The sequence below is a fragment of the Halolamina sp. C58 genome (assembly GCF_051195095.1).
Taxonomy (GTDB): Archaea; Halobacteriota; Halobacteria; order Halobacteriales; family Haloferacaceae; genus Halolamina.
In genome coordinates this window covers 629,728-653,754 of record NZ_JBNTJY010000001.1, presented here as the reverse complement: position 1 = coordinate 653,754, position 24,027 = coordinate 629,728, and the positions used below count along the sequence as shown (strand labels likewise).

The following is a 24,027-nucleotide window of genomic DNA, read 5'->3' as shown; positions in this document are numbered from 1 at the left end:
CTACGGCGCCCGGCCGACGAGGAGGAACGTCTCCGACCGGCTCGCACCGAACTCGACCTCGAAGCCCCCGGCCTCGAACCGCGCCTGCGCTTCTTCGAGCCCGAACCGCTCCGCGAGCGGCGGCCCCGCTTCGCCCGCGCCGTCGGCCGACCAGTCGGCGACGGCGACGCGGCCGTCCGCCGCGACGGTCCGGGCGATCTCGGTGATCGCGTCGTCGTCGGCGAACTCGTGGAACGTCATCGTCGAGAACGCGCCGTCGAGTTCCCCGTCGTCGAACGGGAGCGCCGCCACCTCGGCGGTGACCAGTTCGACGTTCTCGGGGACACCGTTCTCCCGGTAGTGGTCGTGCATCGCTTCCTGAACGTCGACGCCGTACACCGTCTCCGCGTGTGCCGCCACGTCGTCGGTGTAGAACCCCGTCCCGCTCCCGAGGTCGGCGAGCGTCGCCGTCCCCGTGGCGCCGACCGCCCAGACGAGCTCCTCGGCCGAGACGTACCGGTACCGCGCGGCCGGATCGTCGAGCTTCGCGGCCTTCGCGGCGTCGAACGTGTGGAACCCCATCGTCGGATCCGGGGGCCGGACCGGCTAAAGGATTACCGACGGTGCCGGCACGGTCGGGGAGCGTTCCGAACGAGCCACGCCCGGAGCGTCGCCAAGACCACGTCGAGAGTGACCAGCCCCGTCGGAACGCCGCCCGACCGTTGGCTTCCCGCCGCGACCGCGTGAATCCAGCCGCCGCGAGACGCGGACAAATATGAACGATTCATACAACCGATAGCGGAGTACTCAGAGGTATTCAGCGCTCACAACTACCTTTAACGGACGTGGTATGCATTCTCGTACTGAGTGACAGTGAGTACCACCCATTTCACGCAGTCCCACAGTTCGACGACCGCGACCACAACCGAGAAACAGTAACACAATGAACGACGACATCACCGACGAGATCAGCCTCGACCGCCGTCGCTTCCTGCAGGCGACGAGCGCGAGCACCGCCGCGGCGATGCTGGCCGGCTGTGCCGGCAGCCCGGGCGGCGACGGCACGGAAACGACCGACGGAACGCCCGCTGGCGGGAACGGCTCGGGCGACGACGAGCTCTCGGTCATCTGGCCCGGCGGCGTGAACAACATCAACCCGCTCGGCTGGCTCACCATCCCGGACTACGACGCCGCCCGGATGATGTACGAGCCGCTGACGAGCGTCGACGCCGAGGGGCAGGCCATCGGCCACGTCGCCTCGGACTGGGAGACGTCCGACGACGGCGCCACGTACACGTGGACGATTCAGGAGGGGATCACCTGGCACGACGGCGAGCCCCTGACCGCGGAGGACGTGGCGTTCACGTTCCGGTCGATCAAGGAGTACGAGTGGCCCTACCTCGGCTCGCTGTCGAGCGTCATCGCGGAGCCGAGCGAGATCACCGTCGAGGACGAGTACACGGTGACGACGCCGCTGACCCAGCCGTACGCGGCGCTGCCGCTGGTGCTGGCCGACCTCGGGCTGGTCATCCCGAAGCACATCTGGTCGGAGTACGACAACCCCACCGAGGTCTCGAACACGGAGGACCCGATCGGGAGCGGCCCGTTCATCTTCGAGGAGCGCGAGCAGGACCAGTTCATCAACTTCTCCGTCGACGACGAGTACTGGGGCGAGATCCCGGACTACGAGAGCGTGAGCATCGAGATCATCTCCTCGACCGACTCGCAGGTGCTGACGATGAAGGAGGGCAGCGGCGACATGCTGCGCCTCCAGCCGGGGCAGTACGTCAACGAGATCGAGAGCGCGAACAACCTCGAAGTGGTCGAGGGCGGCTCGACGTACGTCACCTACATCGGGGTCAACACCAACCGATCCCCCCTCTCGGACGCGGCGCTCCGGAAGGCGATGGCGTACGCGGTCGACCGTGACACCGTCGCGGAGCTGGTCAACGCCGGCTACGCGACGCCGGGCTACTCGCCGGTCCCCCCGGGACTGGAGTTCTACCACAACTCGGACACGAACAGCTACGCCCACGATCAGGAGCAGGCCCGAACAATCCTCTCCGAGAACGGGTACGAGCAGCAGGGGAACGGCCGCGTGACGCCGGGCGGCGACCCCCTCGAGCTCGTCCTCTCGATCCAGAACACGGGGAACTGGCCGCGCATCGCGGAGGTGCTCTCCCGCCAGCTCGGCGAGGTCGGCATCAGCGTCGAGGTCAACTCGATGGAGTCCAACGCCCACACTCAGAAGGTCTCCGTCGAGCAGGACTACGACCTCACGCTCAACACCTGGCGCGTCTGGTTCGACCCCGACCCGTTCCTCTCCCCGGTGTTCGAGGAGGAGGGGACGCTCAACACCAGCCAGTACCACAACGAGGAGTTCGACGAGCTCATGCGCCAGCAGCGGCGCGCCACCGACCCGGAACAGCGCCAGGAGTACCTCTACGACGCACAGGACATCCTGACCGAGGAGCTGCCGTGGGTCGTCCTCTACTACCCGCAGCTGCTCCACGGCATGCGCTCCAGCGCGTGGGAGAACTTCAACCCGATCCCCCGCTACGGGATGCAGAGCCCCTACGGGCTCGAACCCGGGACCGGCCCGATGGTCCAGCTCGACCCCAAGTAGCGCCGCCCTCCACTCTCTAACGAATGGCAAACACGTCTTCCAAGAAAGCGTACATCGCCACGCGGGTCCGGAACTATCTCGCCGCCTTCGCCGCGATCCTCGCGGTGAACTTCGCGATTCCCCGGGTGATGCCCGGCGACCCGACCACGCGGTTCGTCGGTCCCGGCTTCACAGAGGCAGCCCGTCAGCAGTTGCTCCAAGAGTTCGGGCTGAACAGGCCCATCTGGGAGCAGTTCCTGCTCTACCTAGCGAACACCCTCACTGGCGATTTCGGCGTCTCGTTCGCTCGATATCCGACCCCAGTCATGGACCTGGTCGTCGAACGGCTGCCGCGGACGCTGTACCTGATGGGCGCGAGCGTCACCATCAGCGTCGTGATCGGCATCCCGCTCGGCGCGTTCGCGGCCTGGAACTTCGGGGAGCGCGAGGACCTGTTCATCACGCAGTCCTCGCTGTTCTTCCGGTCGATCCCGACGTTCTGGCTCGCGATACTGCTCGTGTTCGTGTTCGGCTACGTCATCCCGATCTTCCCCATCTCGGGGGCGACCGGCAGCGCGAACCACCCGTCGTTTTTCGCGTACTTCGTCGACCTGACGTACCACACGGTGCTGCCGGTGGTGACGATGTCGGCGTACTTCCTCGCGGGCTACACGTTCCTGATGCGGGGGAGCCTGCTCGACATCCTGCCGGAGAACTACATCAAGATCGCCGAGAGCAAGGGGCTCTCCGAACGGCAGGTACTGTTCGGCCACGCCGTCCCGCCGGCGTTCCCGCCCGTGCTGACCCAACTCGGATTCCAGATCGGGCGCCTCGCCGGCGGCGCGGTGCTGGTGGAAACCGTGTTCAGCTACCCCGGGATGGGACAGCTGATGTTCGAAGCGGTGTTGGCGCGGGACTACCCGGTCATCCAGGCGACGTTCTTCTTCCTCGCCGTCATGGTGCTCGGGTCGATGTTCCTCGCGGAGATCCTCTACACGATCATCGATCCACGGATCGGAGGCAGCGAATGATGGGGCAACAGAACACTCTGCCGATGGAGGTGGACCGATGAGCACGACTGAGGAGACGACCGGCGGCAGTTCGAGCAGACGCTTCGACCGCTTCCGGCGGTTCCTGCGGGCGTTCCTGACCAACCGCAAAGGACTGCTGGGGACGATCCTGCTCGGGACGATCGTGTTCATCAGCGTCGCGGCCCCGCTGATCGCGCCGTACGATCCGGAGGCCTACGGCGTCGGGACGGCGCTCGCACCGCCCTCCGCCGAACACCTGTTCGGCACCGACGACCTGGGCCGGGACGTGCTCTCCCGGTTCCTCTACGGCGGCCGGATCTCGCTGCTGGTCGGCGTCGTCAGCGGCGTCGTCGCGACGCTGGCGGCGACGCTGATCGGCGTCCCGGCGGGCTACTACCGCGGCCGGATCGGCCGGTGGATCACGACGGCGATCGACATGAGCCTCGTGTTCCCGCCGTTCGTGCTGGTCGTCGTGTTCGCGGCCTACGCGGGCAGCAGCGTCTGGAACATCATCCTGATCCTGTCGCTGCTCTCGTGGCCGATCCCGGCCCGGACGATCAAGGCCAAGACGCTGAGCGTCCGCGAGAACGACTTCGTGGAGTCGACCGAGGCGCTCGGGGCGTCCGACTTCCGGATCATGCGACAGGAGGTGCTCCCGAACATCCTCCCGGTCGTGTTCGCGAACGGCATCCTCCAGATGGTGTACACCATCCTGATGGAGGCCGCGGTCGGCTTCCTCGGGCTGGGCGACACCGCCCGCATCTCGTGGGGGACGATGCTGTACTTCGCACAGAAACAGGCCGCCCTGAGCAGCGGTGCCTGGTGGTGGATGATCCTCCCCGGGTTCGGCATCGTGCTCGCGGCGTTCAGCTTCATCCTCGTCGGCAGCGCGCTCGACGAGGTGCTCAACCCCCGCCTCCAGCGGCGGACGTGGGGTGACGACTGATGGACCGACAGACCGACCGATCACGCACACAGGACATGAGTACGCAGACCCAGACGCGAGCGACCGACGCCGCGGAGACGTTGCTGTCGGTCCGGAACCTCTCGACGTACTACAGCGAGGACGAGACCGACGTGCCCGTCCGGGCCGTCGACGGCGTCGACTTCGAGATCGAACGCGGCGAGACGTACGGGCTGGTCGGCGAGTCCGGCTGCGGGAAGTCGACGCTCGGGCTCAGCCTCATCCGGGCGCTCCCGCCACAGGGCGACATCGTCGAGGGAGAGATCCGCTTCGAGGGCCGGGAGATCGGCCAGCTGCCCAAGTCCGAGGTGAAGGACGTGCAGTGGGCCGACATCTCGATGATCTATCAGGGCGCCCAGAACGCGTTCAACCCCGTCAAGACCGTCGGCGCACAGATCCGGGAGCCGCTCCGGGTCCACGACATCGTCCCTGAGGGCGAACGAGAGGGACGGGTCCGCGAGCTGCTGGAGAAGGTGAACCTCCAGTCCGACGTGGCCGAGCAGTACCCCCACGAGCTCTCCGGCGGGATGAAACAGCGCGCCGCCATCGCGATGGCCATCGCCTGCGAGCCGGACCTGCTGATCGCCGACGAGCCGACGACCGCGCTCGACGTGATCGTGCAGGCGGAAGTGCTCAACATGCTCCAGCAGCTGCAGGACGACCTCAACTTCGGGATGCTCGTCATCTCGCACAACCTCGCGGCGATCATGAAGCTCTCGGACCGCATCGGCGTGATGTACGGCGGGAAGATCGTCGAGAGCGCACGGGCCGAGACGCTGTACGACGCCCCGAAACACCCCTACTCCGCCCTGCTGCTCCGGAGCCTCATCGACCCGCGACGGCCGCCCGAGCAGGTCGAGACGATCGAGGGGACACCGCCGGATCTCCGGGACCCGCCGAGCGGCTGTCGCTTCGCGGCGCGGTGTCCGCTCGCGACGCAGGAGTGTCGCGACGGGGAGCCGCCGCTGGAGTCGGTGGGCGAGACACACGAAACCGCCTGCTTCCACCACGAGGAGGTGTCCGAGCTATGAGTTCGGAGTCGACCGCGGCCCCGACGGAGACGGGCGAGGAACCGATTCTCGAGATCCGGAACCTCGAGAAACACTACGTGAAGAGCACGGGCTGGCTCGAATCGTTCTTCGCCGAGGAGGAGCGAGTCCGCGCCGTCGACGGCGTGAGCCTCTCGATCGACGAGGGGGAGATCTTCTCCGTCGTCGGCGAGTCCGGCTGCGGGAAGACCACGCTCGGAAAGACCCTGCTCCGGGTGATCGAGCCAACGGCCGGCGAGATCCGGTTCAAGGGGACCGATCTCGCGTCGCTGTCGGACAGCGAGATGCAGGAGATGCGCCAGCACGTCCAGATCGTCTATCAGGACCCGTTCGAGGCGCTCAACCCCAAGCGGACGGTCCGCGGGCTGTTGCGCCAGCCGATGGAGATCCACGGGATCACCGACGACGAGGAGCAGCACGATCGCATCCACCGCGCGCTGGAGGACGTGAACCTCCTGCCCGCGACGGACTTCCTCGACCGCTACCCCGAGGAGCTCAGCGGCGGCCAGCTCCAGCGCGTGCTGTTCGCGCGGGCGCTGGTGCTCGATCCGGAGTTCATCGTGGCCGACGAGCCCTCGAGCATGCTCGACGCGAGCGTCCGGGCGCGCGTGCTCGACCTGATCGACGAACTCCGCGAGGAGCGCAACATCTCCTTCTTCATCATCACGCACGACATCGGCGCGGCGCGCTACCTCAGCGACCGCATCGGCGTGATGTACCTCGGCCGGATCGTCGAGATGGGCGCCGCCGACGGGATCGTCGACGACCCGAAACACCCCTACTCGAAGGCGCTGATCGAGAGCATCCCCTCGCCGGACCCACGGGAACCGCTCGGGAGTTCGGGGATCGGTTCGGAGGTGCCGGAGCCGGTCGACCTCCCCAGCGGCTGTCGGTTCCACCCGCGCTGTCCGATCGCGACCGAGCACTGTACGGAGGTCGATCCGGAGTGGCGCGAGGTCCCCTCCGAGGACGACGCCGTCCGGATGACCGAGTGCCACGAGGTGGAGCCGAAGCAGACGCCGTCGGAGTAGCCGATACGGCGCAGTTCCTGCCGGCGCCTCCGTGCGCCGGCCAAGAACACTCCGCCGTAATCGTGTAGTAGCCATCACGGCGCGGTTCCTGCCGAGACCTCCGTGTCTCGGCGACGAACACTATCGAAGAGAAAATCAGCCAGCCGATGGCTCAGCGATCGACCGCGGTCCGCTTGCGCTCGCGGTAGACACGCTCGCCGTCCCGGTCCACCGCGTACTGCATCGTCGCGAACGACCGCGTCACCGAGTTTCCGACCCGGGACTCGATCGTCTCGGTCGGGAACGAGAGCGTCGTCGTCGTCCGACGGTCGACCGTCTCCGTCTCGAGACTGTCGCGCTGGACGCTGACCTCGGTCGCAGTCTCGTAGTCGAACGTCGCCGCGGGCAACGGCTTCGAGTAGGACTGCGACAGCGACACCGTCACCGTGTCGTCCGTGTGTGAGACGGTCGTCTCCCAGTCCGGCGCCGCGGGCTCGTCGTAGGCGTCCTGCGGCGGGTCGAACGCGCAGCCGTCGTCGAACGTCGGGCTGCCGTCGTGGAACCGCCCGGGCAGGCGACACCGCGAGCCCGCGGTCCGGAGTTCGAAGCCGGCGCTGCCGTCCGGCGGCGACACGTAGGGGAAGAACGCCCCGCTGACTGCGACGCGGAGTTCGTGCCCGGGCTCGAACACGTGGGAGGTCGGCCGGAGCGACACGTCGACCGTGTGGGACTCTCCCGGCGTCAGCGGCTCGGGCTCGGCCCCGGGCTCGCCCGAGGGGTCGATCTCACCGTCGAGTTCGGCGCGAGTCACGCCGTGGGTGACGAGCCGCCCGGTGCCGTCCGGCGCCACGTCGACGACGCGGACCGCGAGAAGCTGGGCCGAACCCTCCGGGACGACCGCCAGCCGCACCTCACCGCTGCCCGTCAGCTCGAACGCGTCCGCGAGCGGTCCGGTCCCGTAGGTGAGCGAGCGGTCGTCGTCCGGCGTGGTGTCCAGATCCGTCCCGCCCGGGATCTCGAAGCCGATGGAGGCGTGGCCGACGCCGTAGTCGACTTGCCAATGGTCGGTCGCGTCCGTCGACGAGCCGTCCGTCGAGAGCCCGTCCCGGCCGAGATCGAACGCCACAGCGTCGTCCGACTCGGCCGTCGGCCACGCCTCGCGGGCACGCCACTCGCCGGCGAGGCGGTCGTCACCGTCGGGGCGCTCGGTCCAGTAGCGGATCGCCGGACTGGATTCCCGATCACCCTCGTCGCGGAGGTGGTGGTCGAACCACGACTCCATCTCGCCGAGGAAGTCGATCCGGGCGGTCTCGCCCTGTTCGGGCATCGCGTGGCGCCACGGCCCGAGGATCACCTCCGTCGGCGCGTCGATGCGGTCGGCGTAGTCGAGCGTCCCGCCGCCGAAAGCGTCGCGATAGCCGCCGACCGCCAGTGTCGGCACCGATATCTCCTCGACGGGCACGTCCTTCGCGGCCCAGTACTCGTCTTTCTCCAGATGGTCGAGGTACTGGAACAGGAACGGCTCGCGGTCGTCGAGGGCGTCGAGGCGGTCGGTCCAGCGCTCGGCCCACCCGTCCACGCTGCGGTCGACCGGCGGCTGGAGTGGGAGGTACTCGAAGTTCGGCGCCCACTGGCCGCAGGTGCGCAGGAACGCCAGCGCGCCGCCGTCGAAGTAGGCGTCGTAGATCTTGGCGGGCGCGTGGATCGGGACGATCGCCGCCAGCCCGTCGGGCTCCTCGGCGGCGATCTCCAGCGCCGTCGTCCCGGGGTAGGACTTCCCGACGATCCCGACGCGGCCGTTCGACCACGCCCGCTCGGCCAGCCACTCGACGACGGCGGCGCCGTGGCGCCCCTCGTCGGCGGTGAACGGCTGCTCGACCAGCCCGTCGGAGGCGCCCGTGCCGACGGCGTCGGCGACGACGACCTCGTAGCCCGCGTCGACGAGGTACTCGACCATCGGGTCCGAGCGCGTGTCCGAGAGGTCGTCCTTGTGGTACGGCGTGTAGACGAGCACGACCGGCTGCGGGCCGTCGGCGGCGGGCTCGTGACGCGTCGCACGGACCGTGCCGTCCGCCAGCGTGATCGCCACGTCGTCGTGGACCGTCGCGTCGCTCACGCGTCGCCCCCTTCGATGGCCTCGATGTAGTCGGCGGCATCGGCGACCAACTCGGCCCAGAGCGCGTCGCCCTTCCCGGCGCTCGCGAGCGTCGGATCGCCGACGTGGCCGAGATCGCCGTCCTCGGGAGAGTGGGCCGTACTCGGCGTGAGCACGCGGTCCTCGTTGCCGACGAGGTTCAGCGTGCCGTACGGGCCGGGGTCGGCGGTCTCCTTCTCGATGGCGTCCTCGTCGACCAGTTCGGGGTAGCGCGCGAGCATGAACGAGGTTTCGAACTCGCCGCCGTGCATCCCGTCTTCGGGATCGCCGTCCCGGAGCCGTTCGTGGACCGAGATCCCGAGCCGCAGCGGATCGATCGCGGCGAACGACGTGTCGGGGTGCTCGGCCGCACTCCGCTGCATCGCCGTCTCGATCGCCGGGAGGTTCGCGATCCGGTGGCCGTTGACGGTGATCACGTTCGCGAAGCCGTGGCCCGCGAGGCTGTCGTACACGTCCGTGAGCACCGACACGACCGTCTCCGTCGACAGCGAGATCGTCCCCGGGAAGCCGAGGTGGTGGTTCGCGTCGCCGTAGGGGATCAATGGCGCCGTCAGCACGTCCGCGGCGACGGCGATCTCCTCGGCGAGGTCCCGCGCTTGGAAGGCGTCGACCGCCAGCGGGAGATGCGGCCCGTGCTGCTCGGTCGAACCGATCGGGACGATCACCGTCGGCGACTCTCGCTCGGTCAGGTACTGTTCGACTGCCGGCCAGGGGAGTTCTTCCAGTCTGTGTGCGTCGGTCATCGCTCCTCGTCCTCCGTCACTTTCCCGTCCAGTCGGTCGGCCTCGCGGTCGCTCTCGGCCCGATCGTCCGGGTCGCCGTACCCGCCGCCGCCGGGAGTCCGGACCGTGACGGTCGTGCCCGCCTCGATCTCCCGGGTGGTCTTCGCGGCCAGCGGCTCGCCGTCGACGAGGTTCTCGCCCAGCGCGCCCGGCTCGCCGCCCGCCGCGCCCTGCGGCCGGTGGCGCCGGCGCTCGGTCAGCAGCGAGACGACGGCGTCGGTCTCGACGGTCAACGAGCGCGTCAGGCCGAGCCCGCCGCGGTGCTCGCCGTCGCCGCCGCTGCCCTCGCGGAACGAGTACTCCTCGACGGTGAAGGGGTACTCCGCCTCCAGCGCCTCGATCGGCGTGTTCAGCGTGTTGGTCATGCCGACCTGTACGCCGTCCATCCCGTCCTTGTCCGGGCGGGCGCCGAACCCGCCGGCGATCGTCTCGTAGTAGGTGAACCCGTCGCGGTCCCGGTTGCCGATGATGAGGTTGTTCATCGTCCCCTGCGAGCCCGCCGGCACGCGCTCGGGCACGGCCTCGGCGAACGCAGCGAACACCACGTCGGTGAGCCGCTGGCTCGTCTCGACGTTGCCGCCGACGACCGCCGCCGGCGGGTTCGGGTTCACGACGGTCCCCTCTGGCGCGACCACGTCGATGTCGGCGTAGCTCCCGTGGTTCGGCGGGATCTCGGGGTCGGTGATGCTCCGGACGACGAAGTACACCGCGCTCTTGGCGACCGACAGCGGCGCGTTCATGTTGCCTGCACACTGCTCGGCGCTACCCGCGAAGTCCACGTCGACGGTCGCCCCGTCGACGGTGATCGACACCTCGATCGGGATGTCCGCGTCGGTCACACCGTCGCCCTCCAGCACGTCACTCGCGTCGTAAGTGCCGTCGGGGAACGCCGCGAGCTCGTCGCTCATCCGGGCACGGGAGTAGTCGACGATGGCGTCGAACGCGCGCTCGACCCGGCCGCGACCGTGCTCCTCGATCAGCTCCGCGAGGCGGTCCTCGGCGCGGTCGTGAGCCGCGAGCTGGGCGCGCAGGTCGGCCCGGCGCTCGGTCCGGTTGCGCACGTTCGCGAGGATCACCGCCATCAGGTCCTCGTTCAGCTCGCCGCCCGAGCGCAGCGCCACGCCGGGCAGGCGCATCCCCTCCTGATAGATGTCCGTTGCCCCCGCGGGCATGCTCCCGGGGGTCATTCCGCCCACGTCGGCGTGGTGGGCTCTGGTGACGGCGTAGCCGACGATCTCGCCCGCCGGCGCGATCGTCGAGACGATCGTCACGTCGGGCAGGTGGGTGCCGCCCTCGAAGGGGTCGTTCAGGATGTACGCGTCGCCCGGCTCGGGGTCGGCCGCCGTCACGGCGGCGACGGCGTCGGGCATCGCGCCGAGGTGGACCGGGATATGTTCGGCCTGCGCGACCATCCGGCCGCCGGCGTCGAACAGCGCGGTCGAGCAGTCCTGCCGCTCCTTGATGTTGGGCGAGTAGGCGCTACGGATCAGCACCTGCCCCATCTCCTCGGCGACGCTCTCCAGTTCGTTCCGGAACACCTCCAGCGAGACCGAGTCGATCTCCTCGGTCCGGGGCTCGGCGCCGCTCATCGCTGCACCTCCGTGAGCACGAGCGAGCCGTTCTCCCTGACGGTCGCTTCCCACGCCGGCGGCACGACGGTCGTGCTCTCGTCCTGTTCGAGCACGGCCGGCCCGGCGAGGGTGGTGCCCGGCGTCGTCGGCCGGCGGTACACTGGCGTCGTGTACTCCTCGCCGCCGAACACGGCGGTGTGCTCGCCGAGCTTCTCGAACGTGTCCTCGGGCAGCGCCGTCTCGGGGACGCTCCGCGGGACCGCCGCGGCGACCCGGAGGTTCACCACCTCGACGGGCTCCTCGGCCGCGTAGCCGTACACGCGTTCGTGGCTCGTCTCGAACGCGGTCCGGAGCGCGTCGGTGTCGACCGGGGAGCCGGCGTCGACTTCGAGTTCGAAGCTCTGCCCGCGGTAGCGGAGGTCCGCGGACCGTCGGACGCTCACGTCGGCGGCGGCCTCGTCGACGGGCAGTTCGCCGACGAGCCCGTCGTACACCGCCTCCAGTTCGTCCCCCGTCGTTTCCGACAGCGGCGTCTGGTAGGTGCGGACGGCGTCGTACGTCTCGTCGGCGTCGAGCAGCCCGTACGCCGACAGCACCCCCCCGACGTGGGGGACGACGACGGTGCCGATGTCGAGGTCGCCCGCGAGCGCGGCGGCGTGCATCGGGCCCGCGCCGCCGAACGCGACGAGGCCGAACTCCCGGGGGTCGTGCCCCCGCTCGACGGTCACCGAGCGGATCGCCCGCGTCATGTTGGCGTTCGCGATGCGGAACACGCCCTCCGCGGCCTCACGGGCCGAGCCCAGCCCGGCATCGTCGGCCAGCCGTTCGAGCGCGGCGACGGCGGCGTCCACGTCCAGCCCGAGCTCGCCGCCCAACTGCGTCTCCTCGCTGATGTAGCCGAGTACGAGGTTCGCGTCGGTCACCGTGGGCTCGGTCCCGCCGCGGCCGTAGCAGGCGGGGCCGGGCTCCGAGCCGGCGGATCGGGGGCCGACACGGAGCGCGCCGCCGGCGTCGACCCACGCGATGCTCCCGCCGCCGGCGCCGACGGTCGTCACGTCGACCATCGGCACGCGGATCGGGTAGCCGTCGATCTCGTTGTCGGTGGTCCGCTCGACGCTCCCGTCGCGGACGAGGCTCACGTCGCTCGACGTGCCGCCCATGTCGAACGTGACGAACCCCTCGAACCCGTGCTCCGCGCCCGTCGACGCGGTGCTGCTGGCGCCGACGACGCCCGCTGCGGGGCCGGAGAGCACCGTCTGGACGGCGTGGCTGCGGATCTCGCTCGCCTCGGCGATCCCGCCGTTTGACTGCATGATGCGGGGCTGGGGGAGGCCGAGGTCGGCCGCGCGCTCCGCCAGCCGACCGATGTAGGAGTCGATCGCCGGCGTAACGTAGGCGTCGACAGCCGCCGTCGACGTGCGCTCGTACTCCCGGAACTCGTTGAGCACCTCGTGGGACGCCGACACCGAGACGTCCAGCGCCGCACGGAGTCGCTCGGCGACCGCCTGCTCGTTGCTCGGGTCGACGTAGGCGTGGAGGAACGAGACGACGACGCTCTCGATATCGCGGTCCCGGAGGCGGTCGATCAGCTCGTCGATCGCCTCGGGATCGGGCGTCGTGCGGACGCCCTCGGTCGTCGTCCGCTCGGGGAGCTCGAACCGGTTCCGGCGCTGCACCAGCGGCGTCGGTTTCTCCGCGTCGAGGTCGTACAGGTCCGGCCGGGTCTGCCGGCCGATCTCGAGCACGTCCCGGAACCCCTCGGTCGTCACGAGTGCGGTCTCGGCCCCGTTCCCTTCGAGGAGCGCGTTGGTCGACACCGTCATCGCGTGTGAGAACTCGGTGATCTCCGACGGGTCGATTCCCGCCTGCTCGCAGGCCTGCTCGATCCCCCGGACGACGCCCTCGCTCTGGTCCGCCGTCGACGGGACTTTCGTCGTCGTGAGCGTGCCGTCCGCGACGAGCACCACGTCGGTGAACGTCCCCCCGACGTCGACGCCGACAGCCGCCGTCACGATCCTGCCTCCCGCCGGCTATCGCGTCGTCCGCTCTCGACCGGCGACAGACAGTCGGCTCGTGTACCGTTCGTCATTGATACTCTCTACCAATGATCCGACCCGGAAAAGGGTGATTAAGAGGTCCACGTACGGCGTATGCAGCCGTGTGAACTTACACCTCGGAGATAAGGACTTTTGAGACACCTTCCGACACCTCGACCTCGAAGTCGAGCTTCTCGGTGCTGCGCTGGATGAAGCGGGTCATGAACCACTTCACCTTCTCGGTCGGGAACACGACGTGGTACGTGCCGTCGTCGGCCTTCCGGGCGGTGAGGAAGCCGCAGAACGAGAGCCAGTCGAGGATGTCCGCGAGGCTGTTGAAGCGGGTGTGGTACTCGTCGGCGTGGAACTCGGCGACGCGGTCGATCACCTCCTGGAACTCCGGGCTGGGCTCGCCGTTCTCCAGTTCGACGTTGTCGAGCAGCCCGTGCAGGAAGTCGATGTCGAGGAGGACGTGTTCGCCGCCGGAGAGCATCCGATGGTACTGTTCCAGATCCACGTCGGTCTCGGAGTTCGCCACCTGAAAGTTCGCCGCGTAGAAGATGATCGCGCGCCGGACCGTCTCGCTCTGACCCTCCCCGGTCAGTTCGACGAGCTCGTCTAGGGCCTCCCGCGACTGCTCGTCGAGGGAGACGGTGAGTCTGTCTCCAGCCATACGGGACCGTAACGCGCGCCGGGGGAAATACGCGCTGGTGGGCCGTCGACGGACCGAACGCCGCACCGACGACCGCACGGGTCGTGGCTGGCGGGGGAGCGACCCTCTCTACTACCACCGGGAGGGAGGTCAATCGCGCGCGGTTTCCCACCGTTCGGGATTCCGCGGAAGTGGCCTTTGGGTCCGGCACCAAACCGGGGTATGGATCGCCGAAAAGTGCTGAAGGCTGCCGGGTTCGCGGCGACTGCAGGACTGACCGGACTCGCCGGCTGTGGCGCGCCGTCGGACGAGACAGACACTCCCGCGGACGACGGGACGGAGACACCCACTGAGGGTGGCTCGGGCGGCGGCGGCACGACCGTCGAGATGATCACCGGCGACAGCGGGGGGTACTACTTCGACCCGATCGGGCTGTTCGTCGAGTCGGGCACGACCGTCACGTTCGAGAACGTCAGCGGGAGCCACTCCGCGACGGCGTACGACGAGTCGATCGACGCGGCGTCGACCACCCGTATCCCGGAGGGGGCGTCGGCGTTCAACAGCGGCATCCTCGGCGAGGAGGGCGCGACGTTCCAACACACGTTCGAGACGACCGGGACGTACGACTACTTCTGTCTCCCGCACAAGAGCCTCGGCATGGTCGGCCGGATCGTCGTCAGCGAGCCGGGCGGCCCCGCCGAGGGGAGCATGCCGCCGGACGGCGACGTTCCCGAGAGCGGGACGATCGTCGATCAGGGGTCGGTGAGCTACGACGCGTTCTCCGGCTGACTCGCCGTCGCAGTCCGCGTTTCTCGCCGTTCGCACCGTGCCGAGGAGCCGTCCGTGCCGTGCCGGAACCGGGCAGCATTTCCGGCGCAGTCACCGAGTTCTGACGATGGTTCGCTTCGCTCTCGAGGACGTGCCCTCACTCGACGCGATCCTCGACGCGCTGGACGACGGGGACTGTCGGACGATCCTCCGCGAGACGGCCGAGCCGACGCCGGCGGCAGAGCTCGCCGACGCCTGTGGGATCCCTCGATCCACGCTGTACCGGAAGCTCGAACTGCTCACCGACGCCTCCCTCGTTCGGGAGCGCGAGACGATCACCCCTGGCGGGGGCCGGACCACGGAGTACGAGCGCGACTTCGACGACGTGACGATCTCCGTCGACGAGGACGACGAGTTCTCGGTCACGGTCGAGCGGCCGGCACGGGACGCCGACGACCGGCTGGCGGACGCCGTGCGGTAGGTGGGCGATCGCCCGAAGGGATTTCGTCCTGCGGGCCGGACGGTGAGACATGGCGCTCCCGATCGACCCCGACCGTATCGACCCCGACGACATCGGCGAAGCACAGGCGACTCTCGAGATGGCCCACGAGGAGGCGGTCGAGCACGTGCGCGACGTGTTCACCGACGCCGGGTTCGGCATCCCGGTGGAGTTCTCCCCCTCGGAGATGCTCAACGAGAAGGTCGACGCCGACCGCGACCCCTACTACGTGCTGGGCGCCTGCAACCCCGAGATGGCCGACCGCGCGCTCGACGCCACCGACAACAAACTCGGCGCGCTGATGCCGTGTAACGTCGTCGTCTGGGAGGAAGAACCCGGGCAACAGCGCGTCTACCACGTCTCGATCATGCGTATTGCGCGGCTAATCGGGATGGCACCCGACGACGAGGAGATGGCCGACATCGTCGCCGACACCGGCGAGCTCGTCGACGAGGCGTTCGAGAACCTCTAACCGACCTTTTGCTGCGGGCCCCGGAGGGCCCTTGCAAAAGCTCGACCAAAAGCCTCCTCGTCGTTCGAGAGAGCGAAGCTCTCTCGTGATGACGAAAGGCACTGCGTGCCTTTCGAACCACTCCTTCCAGTCGCTCGTCGGCCCGCTCGCTCACTGCGCTCGCTCGCGGAAGCCCTCGACGACAACGACAGCCCACGTGCCGCGTCCGCGATAGCGGCAGACTGGACACACGCCCGTGACCTTTTGACCGTCTCAAACCTAGCTCGGGTATGAGCGATCTCGATCTGGACTCGACACAGCTCGACCGCTACTCCCGGCACATCATCATGGACGACGTGGGGCCGGAGGGACAGAGCGACCTGCTCGACGCCGAGGTGTTGGTGCTCGGCGCGGGCGGCCTCGGCTCGCCGATCATCCAGTACCTCGCGGCGGCGGGGATCGGCACGATCGGCATCGCCGACGACGACGAGGTCGAACTGTCGAACCTCCAGCGGCAGGTGATCCACGGGAACGACGACGTGGGGCGGAAGAAGGTCGACAGCGCCGCCGAGTTCGTCGAGAACCTCAACCCCGACGTGACCGTCCGGAAACACGACCTGCGCGTGACGCCGGACAACATCGAGGAGCTGATCGACGGCTACGACTTCGTCGTCGACGGGACGGACAACTTCCAGACGCGCTATCTCGTCAACGACGCGTGTACGCTCGCGGGGATCCCCTTTTCCCACGGCTCGATCTTCCGGTTCGAGGGGCAGGTGACGACGTTCACCGACGCCGACGACTCGCCGTGTTACCGCTGCATGTTCCCCGAGGCGCCGCCGGAGGGGATGGTCCCCAACTGCGCGACCGCGGGCGTGCTGGGCGTGCTCCCGGGCACCGTCGGCAACATCCAGGCCACCGAAGCGGTGAAGTACGTGCTCGGCGAGGGCGAACTCCTCGACGGCGAGATGGTGTTCTACGACGCCGCGAACATGGAGTTCGACAAGGTCGAGATCACGAAGAAAGACGACTGCCCGGTCTGTGGCGACGACCCCATCGACTCCATCCACGAGGTGGAGTACACCGCCTCCTGTTCCATCTCGCAGGAGGACGAGCCCGAAGTTTCGGCGGACTGAGCCGCCGAACTAGCGGTCGACCACGCGGACCACTTCCTGCTCGAACCCGTCTTCCTCGCCCTGCCAACGCCACGAACCGAGGTACGGGTAGCCGTCGAACGCACAGATCGCGTAGGAGTAGCCCGGCCACGCGGCGCGGTCGGCGTCGGTTTCGCTGGGCTGCGTGGGGCCGGCGGGGTGGGTGTGGTAGAAGCCGACGACCTCCAGCCCGGCGTCCTCGATCTCCTCGATGACCTCCAGTTGCTCCTCCGGGTCGATGTAGTACCGAATTTCGGGCGTCTCGGCGACGTTCTCCGTCGGATAGGCCTCGACGACGGTGCTCTCCTCCTCCCCGTACTCCCCCGCGAGGACGCCACAGACCTCCTCCGGGGCGCCGTCGTAGCCGGCGTACACGATATCGTCGTACGCCTCGCGTGCGAACTCGATCACACACGGGGTTCCACGGGCGGGGAGAAAACCCCGACGCCACCGGCGACCGTGTCGCGGTCGGTCCCCACCAATCCGCGTCCCCGACCGTGGCGGTGATTGCCGCCGCCGCGCCGCTTTTTCCCGTCGCTGTCGAACCGACCGTATGGCCGAAATCAAAGTTCCTGCAGTGCTGGGCTCCGGCGGCACGGAGACGGTCGAAGTCGCGGGCGACACCGTCGCCGAACTGTTCGAGAACCACGCCGACGAACACGGGTCGGAGCTCCGGGACAGCGTGATCGAGGACGGCTCGATCAAGGAGTTCATCAACGTCTACGTCGACGGGAGCGAGGTCGACGGGCTGGACACCGCCGTCGATGACGACAGCCGCGTGCGCGTGATCCCCGCGGCGAGCGGCGGTCGGTAGAGCGAAAACTTCGCTTTCTGGTTAGCTGTCCCCGTTCAGGTACGCCTCCCAGAGCGGGATATCGGCGTACTTGTCGCCGCGGTCACAGAGCGGGATCACCACCACGTCGTCGCCGGTGAGCCCGTCCTCCTCGTGGAGTTCGTGGACCGCCTGCACCCCGGCGCCGCTGGAGGTGCCCACGACGAACTGCCCGTCGACCCGGAGATGCTCGCGGACGGTTTCCTCGTCGTGCTGGCCCGTATCTCGGATCGGAATTTCGCGGTCCTGGAACCGGTCCCGAAGCTCGCGGGCGCGCTCGTAGGCCGCCTCGGTGTCGACGTACAGCTTCTCGTCGAGCACCGACTCGTCGTACGTCTCGGGGTGGTAGTGGTCGCCCGAGCGCAGGTACTTCAGCCCGTCAATCGCGTGCAGCGGGTTCGCGGGCTCGAAGCCGACCACCGTCACGTCGCCGCGGTCGTGGAGCCCGCGACCGGTCCCGGTGATCGTGCCGCCGGTCCCGGCGCCGGCGACGAAGTGGGTCACGTCGCCGTCGGTCGCCTCGTAGATCTCGGGGGCGGTCGTCCGTTCGTGCGCGCCGGGGTTGTCGGGGTTCTCGTACTGGTTCGGCCGGTAGTAGCGCTCGGGGTGCTCGTCGATCAGTTCCTCGCAGCGCTCGATCACCGCGTCGTACCCCAGATCGGCGTCGACGAAGTGGATCTCCGCGCCGGCGTCCCGGATCGCGTCGACTTTCCCGCCGCTGGCGTTGTTCGGGACGACGATCTCCACGTCGTACCCCCGGGCGGTCGCGACCCGGGCGAGTTCGCTGCCGGTGTTGCCGCTGGAGGGTTCGATCACGACGCGGTCGCCGTCGAGTTCGCCGCGTTCCTCCGCGCCGTCGAGCATCTCCCGGGCGATGCGGGACTTCACCGATCCGCCGCCGTAGTCGGCGGCGTAGAGGTTGAACCACTCCGCTTTGCCGTAGACGGTCGCGGGCACGTCGACGGCGAGCTCCACCAGCGGCGTCCCGCCGATGGTGGACTCGTCGACGGTGGTCTCGGACATACCGGGGGTAGGCGGCGGGGCGGTGAAGGCTCTGACGCAAGCGGTAGCGGGGCCGATGGCGGCAAGCGAGCCGTCGCCCGCTCCCCACGACGGCTTCCGGGTCGGGGCCGTCCGAGGTAGGGGAGAGGACTGCGGGCGGCGAAACCCGTATATCCCGCTGTGTCGTGAATTCGACTATGAGTCACGCAGACTGGGAGGACGTCGTCGACTCCCCCGAGGAGCTCGACGACGAGACCGCGGAATCGCTCCTGTCGGAGGCGGCGACGGTACAGGACATGACAGGCGAGGTGTGTCCGTACCCCCAGATCGAGGCCAAGAAGGCGATCCAGAGCCTCGACGAGGGCGAGCTCCTCGTGCAGGAGACCGATCACGTCCCGAGCACCGAGAACGTCCCCAAATCCGTCGAGGATCAGACGGAGGCGCAGGTCTGGCGCAGCGGCGACGGACTGTACCGCATCTTCCTCCGGAAAGCGTAATGGTCGACGAAATCACCCCCGAGGAGGTCAACGAGAAGCTCGACGAGGACGGCGTGCAGGTGATCGACATCCGGCCGCCCGCGGCGTTCGAGGAAGGGCACATCCCGGGTGCGATCAACATCCCGATGTCGGAGCTCCCGTCCCGCGTCGACGACGTGGAGTGGGGCGACGACGTGATCGTCGCCTGCCCGATCGGGCAGTCGTCGGTGCAGGCCGCCCGGCTGATCGACTCCTTCGAGGGCGTCGAGGCCGACGACGAGGTCCGGAGCATGGCCGGCGGCTATCAGGACTGGGAGTACGAGCTCGAAACCGGCGAGAACTGACGGTATCGACCACCGGCAGTAACACGTTTCTGCCGCCCGCCCGTAGCCGTGGACACCGATAGATGGGTCGCAGTACCCTCCCGCGAGCGCTCATGGCCGCCGTGGGGCTGTCGCTGCTCGTGTGCTACCTGCTCGTCGCCACGGCCGGCTACCGGCTGCTGGCCGCCCTCTGGGCGACCCGCCCCGACCCGGCGACGATCGCCGCGATCGTCGGCGGGCTGACGCTGCTGAGCGGCTACCTCAGCTACCGCGTCGGCACCGCGCGGCTGCTTGGCAGCCTCGACGCCGTCGAACTGCCCCGCGACCGCGCGCCGGGACTCTACCGCCGGCTGGACGAGCTCGCTGCGGAGTACGGCATCGACCGGCCGCGGGTGCTCGTCGCCGACCTCCCGACGCCCAACGCGTTCGCGCTCGGGGGCGCCCGCGGCGGGACGCTCGTACTCGACCGGGGGCTGCTCCGCATCCTCGACGCCGACGAACTGGAGGGGATCCTCGCCCACGAACTCGCCCACCTGGAGAGCTACGACGCGCTCGTCCAGACGCTGGCCTACAGCGCGCTCCGGACCCTGACGGGGGTGATCTTCCTCGCGCTGTTCCCGTTCCTGCTGGCGGTCACGGGGTTCGCACAGGCCGCCGCGTGGCTCGCCGGACGCCCGCGCTCGTGGCCGTCGACGGCGTTCGGCCGGCTCCGCTACCGGATCGAGCAGGGCGTCCTGACCGTGTTCTCCGCCGTCACGCTGGTGCTGCTCGCCCGGTCGCGCCGGCGGGAGTACGCCGCCGACGACCGCGCGGTGGTGACGACGGGCAACCCGCTCGCGCTGGCTCGGGCGCTCCGGAAGATCGAGCGCTACGCCGAGCCCCGGTGGGGGCTGCTCTCGTTGCTTAACGTCGGCACCGACGAGGACGGGCGGAGCCGGATGCTCTCGACCCACCCCTCGACGGAGGAACGGATCGACCGGCTGATCGAGAAAGCCGACGGCGGGGGCGACCCGTCCGAACCGCTACATCTTTGAGGCACCTCGCCGACCCCCCGACAGAGGCGTCGATGTTCCGCCGGCTCTCGGTTCGTCCGGTGTTCGATCCGACCGCGCCGCCGGCCGCGCGGCGGGCCCGATAGCTGCAGCACTCGGGTTCGCTCCGCTACCGGCGCGGTAGCCGCACTCTTTCGATCGAACACGCCAGATGCCGAACGCCACCGAGCCCGCGGCACACAGCCCGGGCTCACACGACGCCGAATCGCTCGCAGACCGTCAGTCGCATCGCTCGCGTCCGCCGGGACGCGAACCGGACGCTCCCCGTGGCCCCGACGGGGGTGGTCGCCGATGATCCTCCCGAACGTCGGGGAGGATCACCCGCTCCGAGCCAACCGCGACTTCCGGCGGTTCGTCGCCGGCCAGTTCGTCACGAACGCGGGAGACAGCCTCTACACCGTCGCGGTGCTGTGGCTCGTGTTCGAACTCAGCGGTTCGACGACGCTGGTCGGCGTCGCGAACGCCGTCCTCCTGTTGCCGTGGCTGCTGCAGGCCGTGGCGGGGCCGATCGTCGACCGCTTCCCGGTGAAACCGCTGCTCGTCGGCTCCCAGATCGTGCAGGGGGTCGTCGTCCTCGTCTTCCCGTTGGCGGCGGTCGCGGGCCGGCTCGGCGTCGACCTCCTGCTCGGGGTCGTGCCGATCCTGATGCTCGCGACGCTGGTGATGGGCCCGATCGAGGCGACGCTGGTCCCCCGGATCGTCGCGGACGACCGGCTCCCGCAGGCCAACGCCGCGCTCGCGACGGTGACGCTCGGGCTGGACATGCTGTTCGACGCCGCCGGCGGCGGGCTGATCGCGCTGGTCGGCCCGACGGCGCTGTTCGTCGGCGACGCCGCCACGTTCGCACTCGCGGCGTGGCTGTTCGCCCGGATCGGGATTCCGGAGATCGCGCCCGACGACGCTGAGGAGTCGGTCGCCGCGGCGCTGCGCTCCTACGCCGACGACATGCGCGAGGGCGTCGACGTGCTCCGCGGGACGGCGTTCGTCGAACTCGTGCTCACGACCGCGGTCGCGAACTTCGCGACGGGCGTCACCCTCGCGGTGCTGCCGGCGTTCGGCGACGCCGTCGGCGGGCCCGCCGTGTACGGCCTGCTGCTCGGCGCGCTCGGGACGGGCCGGCTGCTCGGCTCGGTCGCGGGACCGCGGTTCGAGCGCGTCCGCTACGGTCGGTTCCTGATCGTCGGCAACGGGCTGGGCGCCTGCGCGTGGCTCGCCTCCGTGCTCGTCCCGTCGCCCGCGCTCACGGTCGGGCTGTTCGCCCTCGCGTGGATCCCGGCCGGCGCGAGCGGCGTCCTCACGTCGACGCTGAACCAACGCCTGTTCCCGCCCGACCGACTGGGCCGGGTGTCCGCGATCAAGGGGACCGCCTCCGGCGCGACGCTGCCACTGGGGTCGCTGCTCGGCGGCGCGCTCGGCGACGCGATCGGCCACGGAACGGCGATGGCGCTGGCGGCGGCCGGGTTCGGGTTCACGGCCGTGTACGTGCTCGTCCGCCCGCGACTGCGCGGGCTCCCGACCGTCGCGAGCGCACAGCCCGCCGACTTCGACGTGGCAGTGTCGAACGAGCAGTAGCGGGTCGCGCCGACCACCGCCTTCTTGGCGGTCTGCCCACACCGTCGACCCGGGATGGTCCCCAGCGAAACGACAGCCTCCGAGACGGCGAGACGTAGCTTCCTCACGGGCGTGGTCGGCGTCGCCGCGGCGCTGGCCGGCTGTAGCGCCTCCGACAGCCACCGGTCACCCCCCGAGGACGGCACGATCGTCACCGATCACGTGACTGCGACGACGCGGGCGCCCGGCGATCAGCCGCCGATCGTCGCACCCCGGGACGACACCGGGGGCGGGAGCACCGACGGCACGTCGACGGCCGAGCCACTCAGCCTCCACACCGTCGAGAGCGAGAGCGACGCCGAAGCGTTCGAGTTCGCCGAGGACGCGACGAACGTCGCCGCCGCCCGCCGGCTCCTCGCGGAGACGGCGTACGACAGCGAGTCGGTGTTCGTCTTCCAGACCCGCGTCGGCGAGTGCTACCGGCTGAAACTGAACTACGTCACGAGAAGCGGCGACGGCGACCCGAACCTCCAGTTCTGCCGGGTGATCCGCGACGCCCACACCGCCTGCGAACGCGGGGCGTTCGACCGCACCGCCGCGCTCGTCCGACTCCCGTTCCCCGGCGAGGAGTACGACGGGCTCTCCGCGGGCAGCGGCGGAAGCTGTGGTCCGATCCCCGACCGGTACAACGGGAGTGATTCGGCGTGAGCCGGCTCACCCGTCGCGCGGCGCTCGCGGCCGTCGGGACCGCGCTCGCTTCCGGACTCGCCGGCTGTAGCGGTCTGAACTCGTCCGAGGCGAGCGTCGAGTACGACCAGTCCGCGATCCGGGCGCTCCCGGGCACGCTCCCGCAGGTCCCCGCCACGATCCCCGTCCAACCGAGCGAGGAACACCTCGCGGCCGCCCGCGAGCGCGTCCGGTCGCTGCTCGACGGTGCGGACGTCTCGGCAGTCCCAAACGCCGCCGTCCGGCACGAGCTCGCCCGCGAACGCGACACCGCACGGGGAGCGCTCTCACAGGACCGGGACGGGGAGACGCCGGCCGACGCGCTCGCCGGGCTCACGCACCCGCGCTCGGAAGCGATGTTCGTCCACGCGGGGCTCGCCGCGTTCGACGGCGAACGCACCGCGGGCGACGTGGAAAGGCGCCGCGAACGCCACCACCGCGACGCGACGGCGTTCCTCGACGACTACCGGTACGCGGGGCCGGCGAACGAGCCCGTCGCGGCGCTCGCCGAACACGCCACGATCACCGACTGGGCGCGGACGGGTGTCCGGCTCACGGAACAGCCTGAACGCGACGAGTACGAGAACACCGTGCTCCACGTCGCCGAGCGCGCACAGGGTGTCGAGTGGGGGCGAGCCTACGCCGCGGACGCCCGCCGGCTCCACGAGCGGTACGTGTCGACGCTCGACGACCCCCACGATCACGGGGAGCGGTTCGCGAGCGTGGCCGACACGCTCGTCGACGACGTTGAGCCGCACACCGCGACGCCCGACTGGGACGCGCTGGGGAGCGATATCGAGCGTGACCTCGCGGGCACCGCTGCCGAGAAACTCCTCGAAGAGCTCGCCTCGATGCGGTGGAGCAGCGCACAGTACGCCGTCGCCCAGCGCGACGCCGGCAGCTTCGCCGGCGCGATCGTCGCTGCGACGCGGTCGCTCGCGGCCGACCGCGCGTTCGCGGACGCGACGGCGGCTATCACCGACGGCGAGTACGAGACTCCGGCGTCGATCGAGCCGATCGCCGCCGAACGGGCTGCCGCGGTGGAGGGGCTCCGGGCGCTCCTCGACACCACGCCCGCGCTGCTCGCGCGCCGGCTCGCCCGAGCCGTCCGCAGCCCCGTACGGCTGGCCGACGAGAACGCACGGGCGGGCGGCGTCACCGAACCGGAGCGCTCCCTCTACGCGGAGTACGCCGTCGCGAACCGACTCGCGGCCACCGCGCCGACGGTCGTCGAGCGCGTCGGCGACGCAGTGACCGACTGAAAGGACTGTTCCGAGTGGTGATTCACTCGATCACGACGGCGCCGAGCGGTCACGCGACGGCGGTACGGTTAAGCCGCCGTTGTGCCACTACCCCGGC

At 69.5% G+C, this 24,027-nt stretch carries 24 protein-coding genes; 16 read left to right on the top strand and 8 right to left on the bottom strand.

The features are described from left to right. Window positions 1-561 (bottom strand): class I SAM-dependent methyltransferase, encoded by a 561-nt coding sequence (locus ACQUSM_RS03420; RefSeq protein ID WP_435115747.1) that lies wholly within the window; start codon window positions 559-561, stop codon window positions 1-3. Between the two features lie 361 nt (window positions 562-922). On the opposite strand from ACQUSM_RS03420, the gene ACQUSM_RS03415 reads away from it, so the two are divergent. Genes ACQUSM_RS03415 through ACQUSM_RS03395 form a run of 5 tightly spaced genes read left to right on the top strand, consistent with a single transcriptional unit; the run spans window position 923 to window position 6,659 of the window. Continuing rightward, window positions 923-2,605, top strand: a complete 1,683-nt coding sequence (locus ACQUSM_RS03415; RefSeq protein WP_435115745.1) for an ABC transporter substrate-binding protein — start codon at window positions 923-925, stop codon at window positions 2,603-2,605. Between the two features lie 23 nt (window positions 2,606-2,628). Next, window positions 2,629-3,615: an ABC transporter permease gene (locus ACQUSM_RS03410; protein ID WP_435115743.1), complete on the top strand. Its 987-nt coding sequence runs from the start codon at window positions 2,629-2,631 to the stop codon at window positions 3,613-3,615. 37 nt (window positions 3,616-3,652) lie between these two features. After that, window positions 3,653-4,561: an ABC transporter permease gene (locus ACQUSM_RS03405; RefSeq protein WP_435115741.1), complete on the top strand. Its 909-nt coding sequence runs from the start codon at window positions 3,653-3,655 to the stop codon at window positions 4,559-4,561. Next, window positions 4,561-5,610, top strand: a complete 1,050-nt coding sequence (locus ACQUSM_RS03400) for an ABC transporter ATP-binding protein (RefSeq protein ID WP_435115739.1) — start codon at window positions 4,561-4,563, stop codon at window positions 5,608-5,610. The genes ACQUSM_RS03405 and ACQUSM_RS03400 overlap by 1 nt, the downstream gene beginning before the upstream one ends. Then, entirely contained in the window at window positions 5,607-6,659 is a 1,053-nt protein-coding gene (locus ACQUSM_RS03395; RefSeq protein WP_435115737.1) for an ABC transporter ATP-binding protein, read from the top strand. The genes ACQUSM_RS03400 and ACQUSM_RS03395 overlap by 4 nt, the downstream gene beginning before the upstream one ends. A 151-nt stretch (window positions 6,660-6,810) precedes the next feature. Here the strand turns inward: ACQUSM_RS03395 and ACQUSM_RS03390 are convergent, their stop codons facing one another. From ACQUSM_RS03390 to ACQUSM_RS03370, 5 genes are all read right to left on the bottom strand, one after another. Continuing rightward, the gene (locus tag ACQUSM_RS03390) at window positions 6,811-8,754 is read right to left on the bottom strand and encodes a CocE/NonD family hydrolase (RefSeq protein WP_435115735.1); all 1,944 of its coding nucleotides are present in this window, start codon (window positions 8,752-8,754) and stop codon (window positions 6,811-6,813) included. Then, window positions 8,751-9,536 carry a creatininase family protein gene (locus ACQUSM_RS03385; RefSeq protein WP_435115733.1) on the bottom strand — a complete coding sequence of 262 codons (786 nt, stop codon included), beginning with the start codon at window positions 9,534-9,536 and terminating at the stop codon, window positions 8,751-8,753. The genes ACQUSM_RS03390 and ACQUSM_RS03385 overlap by 4 nt, the downstream gene beginning before the upstream one ends. After that, window positions 9,533-11,164 carry a hydantoinase B/oxoprolinase family protein gene (locus ACQUSM_RS03380; protein WP_435115731.1) on the bottom strand — a complete coding sequence of 544 codons (1,632 nt, stop codon included), beginning with the start codon at window positions 11,162-11,164 and terminating at the stop codon, window positions 9,533-9,535. Before ACQUSM_RS03380 ends, ACQUSM_RS03385 begins: the two co-directional genes overlap by 4 nt. Further along, the gene (locus ACQUSM_RS03375; RefSeq protein WP_435115729.1) at window positions 11,161-13,158 is read right to left on the bottom strand and encodes a hydantoinase/oxoprolinase family protein; all 1,998 of its coding nucleotides are present in this window, start codon (window positions 13,156-13,158) and stop codon (window positions 11,161-11,163) included. The genes ACQUSM_RS03380 and ACQUSM_RS03375 overlap by 4 nt, the downstream gene beginning before the upstream one ends. A gap of 154 nt (window positions 13,159-13,312) precedes the next feature. After that, entirely contained in the window at window positions 13,313-13,855 is a 543-nt protein-coding gene (locus ACQUSM_RS03370; protein ID WP_053948012.1) for a ribbon-helix-helix protein, CopG family, read from the bottom strand. 201 nt (window positions 13,856-14,056) lie between these two features. On the opposite strand from ACQUSM_RS03370, the gene ACQUSM_RS03365 reads away from it, so the two are divergent. The 4 genes from ACQUSM_RS03365 to ubaA all read left to right on the top strand — a co-directional run bounded on the left by ACQUSM_RS03365 (window position 14,057) and on the right by ubaA (window position 16,688). Further along, window positions 14,057-14,623 carry a plastocyanin/azurin family copper-binding protein gene (locus tag ACQUSM_RS03365; protein ID WP_435115726.1) on the top strand — a complete coding sequence of 189 codons (567 nt, stop codon included), beginning with the start codon at window positions 14,057-14,059 and terminating at the stop codon, window positions 14,621-14,623. A gap of 106 nt (window positions 14,624-14,729) precedes the next feature. After that, a complete protein-coding gene (locus tag ACQUSM_RS03360) occupies window positions 14,730-15,083 on the top strand; it encodes a helix-turn-helix domain-containing protein (protein WP_435115724.1) in 354 nt (117 codons plus the stop codon). Window positions 15,084-15,132: 49 nt separating this feature from the next. Beyond that, on the top strand, window positions 15,133-15,573 hold the full coding sequence (locus ACQUSM_RS03355) for a DUF302 domain-containing protein (RefSeq protein ID WP_435115722.1): 441 nt from the start codon (window positions 15,133-15,135) through the stop codon (window positions 15,571-15,573). Window positions 15,574-15,842: 269 nt separating this feature from the next. Then, the gene (gene ubaA, locus ACQUSM_RS03350) at window positions 15,843-16,688 is read left to right on the top strand and encodes an SAMP-activating enzyme E1 (RefSeq protein ID WP_435115720.1); all 846 of its coding nucleotides are present in this window, start codon (window positions 15,843-15,845) and stop codon (window positions 16,686-16,688) included. A 9-nt stretch (window positions 16,689-16,697) separates the two neighbouring features. Here the strand turns inward: ubaA and ACQUSM_RS03345 are convergent, their stop codons facing one another. Beyond that, complete coding sequence (locus tag ACQUSM_RS03345) at window positions 16,698-17,117, bottom strand: desampylase (protein WP_435115718.1); 420 nt, start codon at window positions 17,115-17,117, stop codon at window positions 16,698-16,700. Between the two features lie 142 nt (window positions 17,118-17,259). Here ACQUSM_RS03345 and ACQUSM_RS03340 point away from each other — a divergent pair, with 142 nt between their 5' ends. After that, entirely contained in the window at window positions 17,260-17,520 is a 261-nt protein-coding gene (locus ACQUSM_RS03340; protein WP_435115716.1) for a MoaD/ThiS family protein, read from the top strand. A 21-nt stretch (window positions 17,521-17,541) separates the two neighbouring features. Here ACQUSM_RS03340 and ACQUSM_RS03335 read toward each other — a convergent pair whose 3' ends face one another. Further along, window positions 17,542-18,561 carry a PLP-dependent cysteine synthase family protein gene (locus ACQUSM_RS03335; RefSeq protein ID WP_435115714.1) on the bottom strand — a complete coding sequence of 340 codons (1,020 nt, stop codon included), beginning with the start codon at window positions 18,559-18,561 and terminating at the stop codon, window positions 17,542-17,544. Window positions 18,562-18,737: 176 nt separating this feature from the next. Between ACQUSM_RS03335 and ACQUSM_RS03330 the strand changes: the two genes are divergently transcribed. From ACQUSM_RS03330 to ACQUSM_RS03305, 6 genes are all read left to right on the top strand, one after another. Continuing rightward, window positions 18,738-19,037: a sulfurtransferase TusA family protein gene (locus ACQUSM_RS03330; RefSeq protein ID WP_435115712.1), complete on the top strand. Its 300-nt coding sequence runs from the start codon at window positions 18,738-18,740 to the stop codon at window positions 19,035-19,037. Beyond that, the gene (locus tag ACQUSM_RS03325) at window positions 19,037-19,360 is read left to right on the top strand and encodes a rhodanese-like domain-containing protein (protein WP_435115710.1); all 324 of its coding nucleotides are present in this window, start codon (window positions 19,037-19,039) and stop codon (window positions 19,358-19,360) included. Before ACQUSM_RS03330 ends, ACQUSM_RS03325 begins: the two co-directional genes overlap by 1 nt. A gap of 62 nt (window positions 19,361-19,422) precedes the next feature. Continuing rightward, window positions 19,423-20,373: a M48 family metallopeptidase gene (locus ACQUSM_RS03320; protein ID WP_435115708.1), complete on the top strand. Its 951-nt coding sequence runs from the start codon at window positions 19,423-19,425 to the stop codon at window positions 20,371-20,373. Between the two features lie 309 nt (window positions 20,374-20,682). Continuing rightward, window positions 20,683-21,963, top strand: a complete 1,281-nt coding sequence (locus ACQUSM_RS03315; RefSeq protein ID WP_435115706.1) for an MFS transporter — start codon at window positions 20,683-20,685, stop codon at window positions 21,961-21,963. Between the two features lie 54 nt (window positions 21,964-22,017). Continuing rightward, window positions 22,018-22,650 (top strand): hypothetical protein, encoded by a 633-nt coding sequence (locus ACQUSM_RS03310; RefSeq protein WP_435115704.1) that lies wholly within the window; start codon window positions 22,018-22,020, stop codon window positions 22,648-22,650. Then, window positions 22,647-23,930 (top strand): hypothetical protein, encoded by a 1,284-nt coding sequence (locus tag ACQUSM_RS03305; protein WP_435115702.1) that lies wholly within the window; start codon window positions 22,647-22,649, stop codon window positions 23,928-23,930. Before ACQUSM_RS03310 ends, ACQUSM_RS03305 begins: the two co-directional genes overlap by 4 nt. Window positions 23,931-24,027: the final 97 nt, after the last annotated feature.